The sequence below is a fragment of the Nocardioides sp. Root140 genome (assembly GCF_001426745.1).
GTDB lineage: Bacteria > Actinomycetota > Actinomycetes > Propionibacteriales > Nocardioidaceae > Nocardioides.
In genome coordinates this window covers 1,348,168-1,360,788 of record NZ_LMFI01000001.1, presented here as the reverse complement: position 1 = coordinate 1,360,788, position 12,621 = coordinate 1,348,168, and the positions used below count along the sequence as shown (strand labels likewise).

The 12,621-nt window shown below is 70.7% G+C and carries 12 protein-coding genes and 1 riboswitch; of the genes, 4 read left to right on the top strand and 8 right to left on the bottom strand.

The window, feature by feature from the left end; translation table 11 throughout:
• Window positions 1-14: 14 nt before the first annotated feature.
• Window positions 15-1,445, bottom strand: a complete 1,431-nt coding sequence (gene lpdA, locus ASD30_RS06580; RefSeq protein WP_082563590.1) for a dihydrolipoyl dehydrogenase — start codon at window positions 1,443-1,445, stop codon at window positions 15-17.
• Window positions 1,446-1,521: 76 nt separating this feature from the next.
• Here lpdA and ASD30_RS06575 point away from each other — a divergent pair, with 76 nt between their 5' ends.
• Window positions 1,522-1,872 (top strand): hypothetical protein, encoded by a 351-nt coding sequence (locus ASD30_RS06575; protein WP_056678488.1) that lies wholly within the window; start codon window positions 1,522-1,524, stop codon window positions 1,870-1,872.
• On the top strand, window positions 1,869-2,675 hold the full coding sequence (locus ASD30_RS06570) for an NYN domain-containing protein (RefSeq protein WP_056678486.1): 807 nt from the start codon (window positions 1,869-1,871) through the stop codon (window positions 2,673-2,675). The genes ASD30_RS06575 and ASD30_RS06570 overlap by 4 nt, the downstream gene beginning before the upstream one ends.
• 55 nt (window positions 2,676-2,730) lie before the next feature.
• Here the strand turns inward: ASD30_RS06570 and ASD30_RS06565 are convergent, their stop codons facing one another.
• On the bottom strand, window positions 2,731-4,272 hold the full coding sequence (locus tag ASD30_RS06565) for a leucyl aminopeptidase (RefSeq protein ID WP_056679432.1): 1,542 nt from the start codon (window positions 4,270-4,272) through the stop codon (window positions 2,731-2,733).
• 32 nt (window positions 4,273-4,304) lie between these two features.
• On the opposite strand from ASD30_RS06565, the gene gcvT reads away from it, so the two are divergent.
• On the top strand, window positions 4,305-5,432 hold the full coding sequence (gcvT, locus tag ASD30_RS06560; protein WP_056678483.1) for a glycine cleavage system aminomethyltransferase GcvT: 1,128 nt from the start codon (window positions 4,305-4,307) through the stop codon (window positions 5,430-5,432).
• A gap of 138 nt (window positions 5,433-5,570) precedes the next feature.
• Here gcvT and ASD30_RS06555 read toward each other — a convergent pair whose 3' ends face one another.
• The 6 genes from ASD30_RS06555 to ASD30_RS06530 are packed head-to-tail and all read right to left on the bottom strand — an operon-like array spanning window position 5,571 to window position 12,026.
• Window positions 5,571-6,386, bottom strand: a complete 816-nt coding sequence (locus tag ASD30_RS06555) for an adenosylcobinamide-GDP ribazoletransferase (protein ID WP_200951077.1) — start codon at window positions 6,384-6,386, stop codon at window positions 5,571-5,573.
• Window positions 6,383-7,801 (bottom strand): bifunctional adenosylcobinamide kinase/adenosylcobinamide-phosphate guanylyltransferase, encoded by a 1,419-nt coding sequence (locus tag ASD30_RS27445; protein WP_235532520.1) that lies wholly within the window; start codon window positions 7,799-7,801, stop codon window positions 6,383-6,385. The genes ASD30_RS06555 and ASD30_RS27445 overlap by 4 nt, the downstream gene beginning before the upstream one ends.
• A complete protein-coding gene (locus ASD30_RS06545; protein ID WP_056678481.1) occupies window positions 7,798-8,598 on the bottom strand; it encodes an ECF transporter S component in 801 nt (266 codons plus the stop codon). Before ASD30_RS06545 ends, ASD30_RS27445 begins: the two co-directional genes overlap by 4 nt.
• Entirely contained in the window at window positions 8,595-10,163 is a 1,569-nt protein-coding gene (locus ASD30_RS06540) for an ABC transporter ATP-binding protein (protein WP_056678478.1), read from the bottom strand. Before ASD30_RS06540 ends, ASD30_RS06545 begins: the two co-directional genes overlap by 4 nt.
• A complete protein-coding gene (locus ASD30_RS06535) occupies window positions 10,160-11,284 on the bottom strand; it encodes an energy-coupling factor transporter transmembrane component T (protein WP_056678475.1) in 1,125 nt (374 codons plus the stop codon). Before ASD30_RS06535 ends, ASD30_RS06540 begins: the two co-directional genes overlap by 4 nt.
• A gap of 10 nt (window positions 11,285-11,294) precedes the next feature.
• Complete coding sequence (locus tag ASD30_RS06530; protein ID WP_056678474.1) at window positions 11,295-12,026, bottom strand: SCO2322 family protein; 732 nt, start codon at window positions 12,024-12,026, stop codon at window positions 11,295-11,297.
• A gap of 105 nt (window positions 12,027-12,131) precedes the next feature.
• Window positions 12,132-12,183, bottom strand: a riboswitch (cobalamin riboswitch).
• Between the two features lie 101 nt (window positions 12,184-12,284).
• On the opposite strand from ASD30_RS06530, the gene ASD30_RS06525 reads away from it, so the two are divergent.
• Window positions 12,285-12,545: a hypothetical protein gene (locus tag ASD30_RS06525; RefSeq protein ID WP_056678470.1), complete on the top strand. Its 261-nt coding sequence runs from the start codon at window positions 12,285-12,287 to the stop codon at window positions 12,543-12,545.
• Window positions 12,546-12,621 lie beyond the last annotated feature (76 nt).

Genomic DNA, 12,621 nt, shown 5'->3' with positions numbered 1-12,621 from the left:
AGATCTTGGGGTGGTCAGGCGTGCGCGTGCAACGGTTTGCCGGCCAGGGCCAAGTGGGCCTCGCCGAGCGCTTCGTTCTGGGTCGGGTGGGCGTGCACCAGGGGAGCGACGTCCTCGGCGTATCCCTCCCAGTTGTAGATGAGCTGGGCTTCACCGATCAGCTCGCCGACGCGGGCGCCGACCATGTGCACGCCGACGACCGGGCCGTCCTTGCGGCGGACCAGCTTCACGAAGCCCTGGGTCTTGAGGATCTGGCTCTTGCCGTTGCCGCCCAGGTCGTAGGTCAGCGACTCGACCTCGCCGTACTTCTCCTGGGCCTGCTCCTCGGTGAGGCCGACGGAGGCGAGCTCGGGGTCGGAGTAGGTGACCCGGGGGATGCCGGACTCGTCGATCACCTGGGGCGAGAGTCCCGCGAGCTCCTCGGCGACGAAGATGCCCTGCTGGAAGCCGCGGTGGGCGAGCTGCAGGCCCGGGACGATGTCGCCGACGGCGTACACGCCGGGCACGTTGGTGCGCAGCCGCTCGTTGGTGGTGACGAAGCCGCGGTCCATGGCGACGCCGACCTCGTCGTACCCGAGGCCGTCGGTGGTCGGCCCGCGGCCGACCGCGACGAGGAGGATCTCGGCCTCGATCGTCTTGCCGCCCTCGACGGTCACCACGACGCCGGAGTCGGTGGTCTTGACCGACTCGAAACGGGTGCCGGTGAGGAAGTTGATCTTGCGCTTGCGGAACGCGCGCTCGAGCACCTTGGAGGAGGCGGCGTCCTCGGCGGCGACGAGCCGGGGGAGTGCCTCGACGATGGTGACGTCGGCGCCGAAGGACTTCCAGACACTGGCGAACTCGCAGCCGATGACGCCGCCGCCGAGCACGATCGCGGAGGCCGGCACCCGGTCGAGACGCAGGGCGTGCTCGGAGGACATCACCCGCTCGCCGTCGATCTCGAGGCCGGGCAGGGAACGCGAGTAGGAGCCGGAGGCCAGCACCACGTTCTTGCCGGTGTACGTCGTTCCGGCGACCTCGACCGTCGTCGGGGAGGTCAGCTTTCCCTCGCCCTCGACCACGGTGATGCCGCGGGACTTGATCAGGCCGGTCAGCCCCTTGAAGAGACGGGAGACGACACCGTCCTTGTAGGCGTTGACCCCGGCCATGTCGATGCCCTCGAGCGTGGCCCGTACGCCGAACTGGCTGGCCTCTCGAGCGCTTTCGGCGACCTCTGCTGCATGCAGCAGGGCCTTGGTCGGGATGCACCCGACGTGGAGGCAGGTGCCTCCGAGATTGCCCTTCTCGACCAGGGCCACCGTGAGGCCCAGTTGAGCCGCGCGCAGGGCGCAGGCGTAGCCGCCCGAACCGGCTCCGAGAATGACCACGTCAAAGGTGTTGCCGGCTTGCGGTGTTGCCGCGTCTGCCACGTTGTCCTCCACTCCTGATGAAACGACGCCGCCCATCCTTGCACTAACTCCAACCGGGCCGACACCACCCTTCTTGCGGACGAGATGTCGACCCGTGCGTCACACTGTCCGCATGGGTTTGTTCGACCGATTCCGACGCGGCTCGCGCAGCAGCCGCCCCACCGGCGGTGCACGCACCGGCTCGACGAGCGTGCGCGCGGCCAGCGCCGCCGACGAGCAGCACCTGCGCGACTTCGTCACCTCGCGTCGGGGGGTCGAGGGTTTCGTGGAACCACGCACCGCGGTCAGTGACGTCACGTTGCTCCTTGTCGCCCACGACGGTGAGTGGACCCGCCGCCGGGTGGCGTCGGTGCAGTGGGCGCACAGCTTCGCCAACAAGCACCAGGTGCCGTCGTACGACGCCGCGGTGGTCGGCATCCCGCAGCGCATGCGCGACTACAACCGCCGGATGAAGAACCAGTGAGCGACACCGGCGAACGGCGCCGCATCGTGCTCCTGATCGATGCCGACAACGCCCAGGCCAGCAAGGTCGACGTGGTGCTCGACGACCTCGCCAACGAAGGCGAGGCGCGCACCCGACGCGCGTACGGCGACTGGGACGACTCGCACCTCAACCACTGGAAGGCCGTCCTCCACGAACGGGCCATCCGACCGGTCCAGCAGTACGCCCTCACCAAGGGCAAGAACGCCAGCGACATCGCGCTCGTGGTCGACGCGATGGACCTGCTGCATCGTGACCAGCCCGACGCCTTCGGCCTGATGTCCAGCGACGCCGACTTCACCCCGTTGGTGATGCACCTGCGTGAGCGGGGCGCCGACGTCTTCGGGTACGGCGACTCCAAGTCACCGGCCCCGTTCGTGAACGCCTGCACGAAGTTCCTCCACCTCGACAAGATCGTCTCCTCCGACGACGTCGACGAGCCGTCTGATGCCGCGACGTCAGCGCCGCCGACTCGGGTGCCGACCCCCAAGCTGCGCGGCGACGCGGCTCTCGTGAAGCTCCTCCGTGAGGCGGTGTCGGGCACCGCCGACGAGTCGGGTTGGGCGCGGGCCTCGGCGGTCGGGCAACGGATCCGCAACCAGTCGTCGATGGATCCCCGCAACTACGGCTACCAGCGGGTCACGGACCTGCTGCGGGCCACCGAGCTCTTCGAGAGCCGTGACGACTCCACCTCGGCGGTGTCGTTCCGCGATCGGCGCCACCAGGGCGTCCAGGGCACGGCGAAGAAGACCCAGCCCAAGAAGGCCCAGGCGAAGAAGGCCTGAAAAATCAACGGGCCCACGCCGCAGCGGCGTGGACCCGTTCGTGTCGTCGGTGTGCTCAGGCGTCGCCGGACGCTGCCTCGGCGGATGCGGCCTCGGCGCGGGCGGCGACGTACTCCACGAGTGTGGCGACACCGAAGCCCGTCCCGCCGGGCGGCGTGTGGCCGTGGGCGCCGCCGGTGTTGTAGCCGGGACCGGCGATGTCGAGGTGCGCCCACGGGATGCCGTCGGTGAACTCTCGCAGGAACGCGGCCGCGAAGAGCCCGCCGCCCCAGCGCACCCAGTCGTGCTGCGCGATGTCGGCGACCTTGCTGCTCTTGATGCGCTCGGCCATCTCGTCGGGGATCGGCATGTGCCAGAACGCCTCGCCGGTGGACTGGGCGGCCGCCTCGACGTCGGCGACGACGTCGTCCGAACCCATCAGGCCTGCGACCTTCTCACCGAGCGCGACGACCATGGCGCCGGTCAGGGTGGCAATGTCGATGATGGTGTCGGGCTTCTCCTCGGCGGCCATCACGAGTGCGTCGGCCAGGATGAGCCGGCCCTCTGCGTCGGTGTTCGTGACCTCGACCGTCGTGCCGCCCCGGATCGTCAGGACGTCGCCGGGGCGCATCGCCGCACCGGAGATCATGTTCTCCGCCATCGGCGCCCACGCAGTCACCTTGACCGGCAGGCCGAGCCTCGCGATCAGGAACAGCGCCTGGATGACGCTGGCCGCACCGGCCATGTCCTCCTTCATGGTCACCATCGAGTTGGCCGGCTTGATCGTGTAGCCGCCCGAGTCGTAGGTGATGCCCTTGCCGACCAGCGCCACGTGGCCGGTCGCACCCTCGGGCGACCAGGTCAGCCTGACCATGCGCGGGGGAGTCTCCGACCCGCCGCCGACGCCGAGGATGCCGCCGCAGCCGTCGGCCGCGAGGTCCTTCTCGTCCCACACCTTGAGGTCGATCTTCGGCGCACCCCGACCCTTGGTCAGGGCGGCGTGCTGGGCCACGACCTCGTCGGCGAACGACGGCGGGTTGAGGTCGTTGGCCGGACGGTTGACCCACTGGCGGGTGAGGTTCTGGGCCTCGACGAACAGCTGCGCGCGGTCGAACGCGGCGACGGCCTCCTGCTGGCGGGCGATGCTGCTGAGCACGACGATCTCGCCGGCCGCGGTGCTCTCGGGCAACGAGTCGCGCTTGAAGTCGGTGAACGTGTAGCCGCCCAGGAGGTAGCCCTCGGTCACGGCGCGCACCAGCTCCGGCGATTCGGCCGGCAGGGCCAGGGCGACGGACGCCGCGTTGGTCACCGCACGTGACGCGGCGCCGGTTGCCCGGCGTACGACGGCGGGGGTCAGCTTCTGCTGGTCACCGAGCCCGACGAGCAGCAGCAGCGGGGCGTTGATCGTGCCGCTGGTGGGGATCTTGGCGGTCTCGCCGACCTTCCCGGTGAATCCGAGGCTGGCCAGCAGGGGGCGGAACTTGCGCCCGTAGGCGGTGGCCACGTCCTCTCCGCCCGTGGCGATGGTCGGGCCCTTGCCGTTCCTGGCAACGCCGACGATCACCACGTCGGCTCGGGTCTTGGCGGGGCTGGCGCTGCGGAGTGTGTACGTCGTCACATCGAGCACTGTAGTTGGGATAGGTTCGGCCCATGTCCGACGCATCCTCGTTGCTCACCTCACCCCTCCACGACAGGCACGTTGCCCTTGGCGCGAAGTTCGCAGAATTCGGCGGCTGGTCGATGCCGCTGGAGTACTCCTCCGGCGTGGTCAAGGAGCACACCGCCGTCCGTGAGGCGGTCGGCATCTTCGACGTCAGCCACCTCGGCAAGGCCATGGTCACCGGCCCCGGCGCCGCGGCCTACGTCAATGCCACGCTCTCCAACGACCTCGGCCGGATCGCCCCCGGCAAGGCGCAGTACACGCTCTGCTGCGACGACGCCACCGGCGGCATCGTCGACGACCTGATCGCCTACTACCAGGACGACGAGCACATCCTGCTGGTCCCGAACGCCGCCAACACCGCCGAGGTCGTACGCCGCCTGCAGGCCGGCGCACCCGAGGGGGTGCACGTCACGAACCACCACAAGGAGTACGCCGTCCTCGCCGTCCAGGGCACCCGGTCCGACGAGGTGCTCGAGAAGGTCGGCCTGCCGACCGGTCACGACTACATGTCGTTCGTCGAGGCGAAGCTGGCCGGCGACGAGTTCCAGGGCCTCGGTGTCGTGGTCTGCCGCACCGGCTACACGGGCGAGCGCGGCTACGAGCTGATCGCGAGGAACGAGATCGCCGGCGCCCTCTGGGACGCCCTCGTCGCGGCCGGCGAGGAGTTCGGCCTGCTGGCCTGCGGGCTCGGTGCCCGCGACACCCTGCGCACCGAGATGGGCTACCCGCTCCACGGCCAGGACATCTCCCTCGACGTCACCCCCAGCCAGGGACGCGTCGGGTGGGCGGTCGGCTGGAAGAAGGACGCGTTCTGGGGCCGCGACGTGCTCCTCGCCGAGCGCGAGAAGGGTGTCGACCGCTTGCTGCGCGGTCTCGTCGCCGTCGGCCGTGGCATCCCGCGCCCCGGCATGTCCGTCCGGCTGACCGCCGACGTCCCGCTGTGCGAGGTCACCTCCGGCACGTTCTCCCCGACGTTGAAGAAGGGCATCGGCCTGGCGCTGGTCCCGAAGTTCGTCGAAGACGGCTCCGAGGTCGCGGTCGACGTCCGCGGTCGGCGCGAGGTCTTCACCGTGGTCAAGCCCCCGTTCGTCGACACCTCCGTCCGCGAGTCCTGACCAACCGTGCACTCTTGATGCGCGAACCGTGGATTCTTGACGTCCGAGCCGTGGATCCTTGCGGTCCCGCACCAAGAATCCACGGCTCGAAGCGCAACAACCCACGGTTCGCGCATCAATGAGGCACGGTTCGCGCGGTCAGGAGAGGGCGACGAGGGTGAGGAGCAGGCTGGCGGTGAAGGTCACCTCGACGCCGGCACCGTAGACGTCACCGGTCACGCCGCCGAACCTGTTGCGGGCCCGCAGCGCGAGGAGTACGCCGGGCAGCAGCGATGCGGCACTCGCCACCGCGAGGCGAACTCCGAGCCCGGGATCGAGCCCGAGACCGAACCCGTCGCCCCAGCCCGGGGCGAGGTCTGACAGGGCGACCAGGGCCGAGGCGGCTGCGCCGACCAGGACCAGTCCGAGAACGGCACCCCCGAGACCGACACTGGTCGCGACCGTGGCACCCAGCCCGTCGGGACGGGCCGCGGGGAACCAGCGGGTGCACAGCAACGGCAGCACGCCGCGGCTGACGACGAGGGCGACGGCAAGCGCCGGGGGACCCCAACCCAGCCAGATCGCCTGCTGCAGTGCAGCCGCCTGCAGCATCAGGGCCACGACGAGCGTGACCACGCCGAACGGGCCGATGTCGGACTGCTTCATCACGGCCAGGGCGCCCTCGCCGCGGCGCCCGGAACCGAGCCCGTCGGCCACGTCGGCCAGCCCGTCGAGGTGCATGCCGCGGGTCAGCCACGCCAACGCCCCGAGCACCATGACGGCCAGCACCCAGGCGCCGAGGCCGACGTCGCGGTCGACGGCGAACCACAGTGGCCCGGCGGTCAACAGGGCCAGCAGGCCACCGCCGAGCGGAGCCAGCACCATGGCGCGGCCGGCTACCTGCCGGTCCACCCGCGACGGCGGTGGCACCCGCAGTGAGGTGAGGGTGCCGAGCATCAACCAGACCGCGTTCACAGCTCCACCACGCGTCCGGCGACGCACCAGCGCACGTCCTCGGTCTCGGCGGCCAGGCGGCTGTTCAGTCGCCCCATCTCGTCGCGGAACCGCCGCAGCGACGCACGGTCGGGCACCAGCCCCTGACCGACCTCGTTGGTGACGGCGACGACCCGGCGGTTCGTCGTACGCCAGGCCGCGACGAGGTCTGTGACCTCGCCCGTCACCAGGTCGGCCGCGCCAGCGGCCCAGGTGGCGTCGTCCCAGGCGTCGTGCCGATCCATGATCCGGGTCAGCCAGAGCGTCAGGCAGTCCACGAGCAGGGGCCCGCCGTCGGCCGAGAGCAGTGCGACGAGGTCGAGGGTCTCGACGGTGCTCCAGTACTGGGGTCGCTGCCGCTGGTGGAGTCGCACCCGCTCGACCCACTCCGGGTCGTCCGAGCGGGGGTAGGAGGTGGCCACGTAGGTCACGTCGTCGTCGGCGGCCAACAGGCGCTCGGCCTCGGTCGACTTGCCACTGCGGGCCCCGCCGATCACCAGGGTTCGGCCGGGTCCGGTGCCCGATCGCCCGGAAGGATGCGATCTGCTGTCACGCGGTGACTGCGATCCGGATCCTTGTTCCGTGTCGCCCCTCTTGTTGGTGCCCAACTCGGTCCCGTCGGCGACCACGCGGGCGCCGTACGCCGACAGTCGCCGCGACAGCTCGGGCGTGGGCGGATTGTGGTGCGAGAGATGTACGGCGACCAGATCGGTGTCCGACGTGATGGCACCGGCCGCACGCAGGAGCCGCACCTGTTCGGCGAACGACGGCAGGTCGAGGTGGGCGGTGCCGTGGGTGAGGAAGTCGCCGAACGTCTCCTCGAGCAGCACCACGTCGTACGCCGCATCGGCGACGGCCGTGACGGTCGAGGACGGCAGCGGCCCGGTGTCGGTGGCATACAGCACCCGGCCGCTGGGCGCGGCGACGTCGTAGAGCACGGCGTCGCTGGTGTGGTTCGCGCCGAGCACGCGGACCACCCCGCCGTCGAGCGTGAGGACGTCGCCGGGAGCCACCGCGTGGAAGCGCACGTGGGTGTCGGGTGCCAGCCACTGCTGCGCCGAGTCGATCACCGACGCCGGCCCGACCACGTCGAGCGGTTCGTCCGGCGAGGTGACCCACGAGCGGTAGAGCAGGAACGCCGGAGCCGTGTGGTCGGGGTGGTCGTGGGTGAGCAGCACGTGGCGTACGCCGGACAGCGGCACGCCCAGGCGTTCGGCAGTGCGCAATGTCTCGGGGCCGCAGTCGAGCAGGAACGTGTCGACCAGGGCCGAGGTCTGGGCCCGCACCTCGCCCGCCGTACGGGCTGAAGTGCAGGAGGCGCAGGTGCAGAACGGGTTGGGCCATCCGTCGGCCGAGCCCGTGCCCAGCACCCGGATGCCCAGCACCCGGATGCTCATCGCTCGAACCTCACGTCGGGATTGAAGGCGGCCAGCCGGGAGACGCGTCTCAGTGCGCGCAGCAGGGGAGTGCCGACGAGCAGGACCAGGAGGAAGGTGAAGATGCCGCGGGCCAGGTCCCAGACCACCGACGTGGTCACGTAGTAGCGCGCGTAGGCGGCCAGGTTCGTCGCGGTCGAGGCTCCCTCGGTGAAGCTCAGCCCGTCGCCGTACTGCCCGAACGGCCAGAACCAGAGGTTCATCAAGGCGCCGTAGAGCAGGCCGAGACCGAAGCCGAGCACGGCCAGGGTGACCACCTCGAAGCGGCCCTGCCGACGAGGCAGGCATCCGGACAGGAAGCCGACCCAGCCCGCGGCCATCATCTGGAACGGCAGCCAGGGACCGACCCCTCCGGTGATCAGGGCGCCGATGAACAGGGACAGGCAGCCCTGCACGAAACCGAACCCGCGGCCGAAGACCCGGCCGCCGAGCATGATCAGCGCGAAGCTCGGCTCGAGTCCGGCGACGCCGGGGGAGAGCGCACGCAGTGCGCCACCGACCGCGGAGAGCATGCCCAGCAGGGCGATCGCCTTCGAGTCGATGCCGCCGGCGTTGAGCTCGGCCAGCACGATGGCGGCCAGCAGCGGCAGGATCAAGGCGAAGATCCACGGCGCGTCGTTGCCGTGCGAGGACGCCTCGACCCCGCCGCCCGGCTGGAAGATGAACGGCCAGCCGAACGCGCCGAGCGTGACGATGCTGGCCAGCATCAGCGCGACGGCTGCGGAGGCGTGCACCCGGACCGCGGTGACGTCACTCATGCCTGCCCCAGCGCGGTGGCCACGTCGTGCACGGTCAGCCAGGGCTGCGGGGCCATCACCTTCGCCACCTGGGGGGCGAACGCGGGGGAGGAGACCACCACGTCGGGGGCGGCGCCGTCGGCCACGATCTCGCCGTCGGCGAGTACGACGACCCGCGAGGCGACCTCGGCGACCAGCTCGACGTCATGGGTGGCGAACACGACACCGTGTCCGGCGTCGGCCAGCTGGTGCAGCATCTCGACCAGCTGGTGCTTGGCGACGTAGTCCAGCCCGCGGGTCGGTTCGTCGAGCAGGAGGAGGCGCGGCTCTGAGGCGAGCACGATTGCCAGCGCGACGCTCAGCTTCTGGCCCTCGGAGAGGTCGCGCGGATGCTGGTCGTCGGGGATGCCCGGGGCAAGCCGGTCGAGCAGCTTGCGCGTGGTGCCGCCGTCCACTCCGGCATCACGGTCGGCCATCGCACACTCGTCGGCGACCGTCGCCGCATAGAGCAGGTCGGCCGGCACCTGGGGCACCAGGCCGACGTCATCGGCGACGACGCGACCCGATGTCGGCTTGTGCAGGCCGACGACCGTGCGCAGGAGCGTCGACTTGCCGGATCCGTTGCGGCCCATCAGCGCGACGATCTCGCCGGCCTTCACCGTGGCCGTGATGCCGCGGAGGACCGGTCGCCTCGGATAGCCGGCGACCAGGTCGCGCACCACGGCCACGTCGTCCCCGAGGGTCGAGGCGCGGTGCGCCGGCGGTTGTACGTCGGCCAGCTGCTCGCGCAACGTGACCGAGCGGCGGCGCGCATCACGCACGGTCAGCGGCAGTGGACTCCAGCCGGCCACCCGCCCCAGCTGGACGACCGGCGGCGCGATCGGCGTACGGGCCAGGATGTCGGCGGGCAGGCCTGACTCGACCGGTGAGCCGTTTCCGGGAACGTGGATGATGCGGTCGACGTACTGCACCACCCGTTCGAGCCGGTGCTCGGCCAGCAGCACGGTGATGCCGAGGTCGTGGACGAGTCGTTGCAGGGTGGCGAGGACGTCCTCGGCGCCGAGCGGGTCGAGGGCCGAGGTGGGCTCGTCGAGCACGAGGACGCGCGGGTGAGTGGTGAGCACGGCCCCGATCGCGACCCGTTGCTGCTGCCCGCCGGACAGGTGGGTCAGCGGACGGCCGCGCAGGTCGGCCAGGCCCAGGAGGTCGAGGGTCTCCTCGACGCGCTTGCGCATGGTCGCCGGAGAGATGCCGAGCGACTCCATGCCGTAGGCGAGCTCGTCCTCGACGTTGTCGGTGACGAAGCCGGCGAGCGGATCCTGGCCCACGAAGCCGACCACGTCGGCCAGGTCTCGGGGGCGGTGCGTCGCGGTGTCGCGGCCGTCGACCACGACACGTCCGCGCAGGGTGCCACCGCTGAAGTGCGGCACCAGCCCGTTGACCGCGCGCAACAAGGTCGACTTGCCGCTGCCGGTGCGCCCCATCACCAGTGCCATCTCACCTTCGGGGATGTGCAGGTCGACGTCGGTCAGCGTGGGCGTGGGGGCGCCCGCATAGGTGATCGTGACGTGGTCGAAGACGATCATGCGGCCACCTCGAGATCGCGCTCTCGACGGGAGGGCGGTGGCAACGGCAGCGGTGGCGCGACGAACGCCGGCAGCAGGCCGACCAGGATTCCGGCGCAGGCCAGCATCGGCACCGGCGGCACGTCCGACACCGATGCAAGCACGAGCGTCGTCGGATCGACGCGCACCTGCCAGAACGTCAGCACGGCGGCCGTCAGCCCACTGGCCACGACCAGCAGCTCGGGCAGCGCCCACGGGTCGGGACGGTAGCGGGTGCGGCCGGTGCGCTTCCCGCCGACGACCAGTCCGGCCACTCCGAGGAGGCACCCGACGGCCAGGGCGGGCAGGCCCATCCAGCTGGACGCGGTGCCGTTGAGGATGCCGTAGATGCCCAGGCAGACCCCGACCATGCCGGTGACGACAAGGGCCGAGGTGAGGCGTCGTTGGCGCGGGTCGGAGACCGTCGTGCGTCCGTAGCCACGCGAGTCCATCGCCGCGGCCAGGGCGACCGACCGCTCCAGGGCACCCTCGAGCATCGGCATCGCGAGACGGCCGAAGCGGCGGATCCGCCCTCTGCTGCCGCCGCGCAGTCGCGCCGCGTCGCGCACCCGGCGGGCGTCGGTGGCCAGCTGCGGGGCGAAGGTCAACGCGATGATGCAGGCCACGCCGATCTCATAGAGGGCGGCCGGCACGTAGCGGAGCAGCTGCCGGGCGCTGCCGAGAGCGTTGGCGGCACCGATGCAGCAGAAGATGGCGGCCAGCTGCAGGGCGACGTACAACGCGGTGAGCAGGCCCTCGAGGGTGACTGGCCCACCGAGCTGGATGCCGGTCGAGTCCGGCAGCGGGATCTCGGGCAGCGTGAACATCACGGTCGTGCCCTGGGTGTTGCCCGAGAGCAGGGTCTGGAAGACCAGGTGGATCACGATGACCAGCATCGCGAGTCGGAAGAACAGGGCGTACGACGACGCCCACGGGGTGTCGCCACGTCGGGCCGAGACGACGAACCAGGTGACCGCCATGATCAACAGCAGCGGCACCGGGTTCGTCGTACGACTCGCGGCGGCGGCCAGCCCGATTGCCCACAACCACCACGCGCCCGGGTGCAGGGTACGCGGGTAGGTGATCAGGTGGTGGGGGCGCACGGGGTGTCGATCAGGCGGCTGAGCGGTTGCGACGGCTCAGGTAGAAGCCGCCGGCGAGGAGCACCACGATGAGGCCGCCGACGCCGAGCAGGACGCCGGTGTTGCTGTCGTCCTTGTCGTCATTGGCCTTGGACGAGTCGGAGGCGCCCTTGTCGTCGGAGGACGCGGTGGCGAACTCGACGTTGCCCTCGTCGGCAGGCGTTCCGGCGTCGGCCTTCTCGTCGGCGCAACCCGTGGCGGGGTAGCCGCTGATGCCGCACAGCAGCGGGCCGAACGACGACTTCTTGGTGCGCAGGTCGGGCGCTACTGCTTGGAGGGTCTGCAGGCCGTTGGCCTTCTCGGGCACGACGGCACACAGCGCCTCGGGCTGGGGGACCTCGGCGCCGTTGGCGTCGGCCTCGACGCCGTAGTCGATCAGCACGGCCACGCGCTTCTCGCCGGCAGCGGCCTCCTTGTCGCCGCAGACCGAGTCGAAGTTGACCGTCGCGAGGTCGGCGCGCGGGAGGTTGGGCTTCTTGAAGTCCGCCGGGGCTGCGTAGCGGTAGCCCTCGACGGAACCGTCGGCCGGCGTGGCCCCGGCCGGTCCGGTCTCCTGGGTGACGAAGGCACCGTCGGTCACCGTGTAGTAGGCCCAGTAGCGGTAGACGTCGGCGGCGTGGGCGCTGCCGGGCGTGGCAGCGATGACCAGTCCGGCAAGGAACAGCGAGATCGCGGTGGCGATCGAGGAGCGGAGCGAACGCATGGGCGGGAGCCCTTCTTGATGAGTGGGGCACACGGAGCTGAACCGGACCCGGAGCGTCCGGCTCCCGATCCGCAGACCTCGACGGGTGGAGCCACCATCCCGTCCGGTGTTCCGGCTTTACGGCTGCGGGTCAGCGCCGGACTCTCACCGGCTTCCCCAGAGCGGGACGTGCAGTACGACGCGTTGCCGCGGGGTACCACGCCGAAATCTGCCACCGCCGCCCCCGTTCGTCAAAGATGGTCCGGCTAGTCTCACCCCATGGCAAACGTTCCCGAAGAGCCGCCGACCTTCAAGCCGAGCCCCCAGCCGCCCACTCCGTGGGTCTGGCGACTCGAGGACGCCGCGGGCGCCGTGGTGGAGATCACCGGCGACCTGGCCGGCCAGACGTTCTCCAGCCAGGCGGACGCGGAGTCGTGGGTGGGGGAGTTCTACGCGGAGCTGGCCGCCGAGGGTGTCGACGCGGTGACCCTGTTCGAGGCCGAGCGTGAGGTCTACGGCCCGATGTCACTGCACGCCTGACCCTGCACGTCTGACGCGGTGCTGGTGCCCTGACTGTTTGGCGACACGCCGTACGGCGTTGGCCTGCGCGGGGTAC

Excerpts from the sequence above, each read along its gene's own strand:
- lpdA (WP_082563590.1), bottom strand. The coding sequence starts at position 1,445 with ATGGGCGGCGTCGTTTCATCAGGAGTGGAGGACAACGTGGCAGACGCG.
- ASD30_RS06575 (WP_056678488.1), top strand. The coding sequence starts at position 1,522 with ATGGGTTTGTTCGACCGATTCCGACGCGGCTCGCGCAGCAGCCGCCCC.
- gcvT (WP_056678483.1), top strand. The coding sequence starts at position 4,305 with ATGTCCGACGCATCCTCGTTGCTCACCTCACCCCTCCACGACAGGCAC.
- ASD30_RS27445 (WP_235532520.1), bottom strand. The coding sequence starts at position 7,801 with ATGAGCATCCGGGTGCTGGGCATCCGGGTGCTGGGCACGGGCTCGGCC.
- ASD30_RS06545 (WP_056678481.1), bottom strand. The coding sequence starts at position 8,598 with ATGAGTGACGTCACCGCGGTCCGGGTGCACGCCTCCGCAGCCGTCGCG.
- ASD30_RS06540 (WP_056678478.1), bottom strand. The coding sequence starts at position 10,163 with ATGATCGTCTTCGACCACGTCACGATCACCTATGCGGGCGCCCCCACG.
- ASD30_RS06530 (WP_056678474.1), bottom strand. The coding sequence starts at position 12,026 with ATGCGTTCGCTCCGCTCCTCGATCGCCACCGCGATCTCGCTGTTCCTT.
- ASD30_RS06525 (WP_056678470.1), top strand. The coding sequence starts at position 12,285 with ATGGCAAACGTTCCCGAAGAGCCGCCGACCTTCAAGCCGAGCCCCCAG.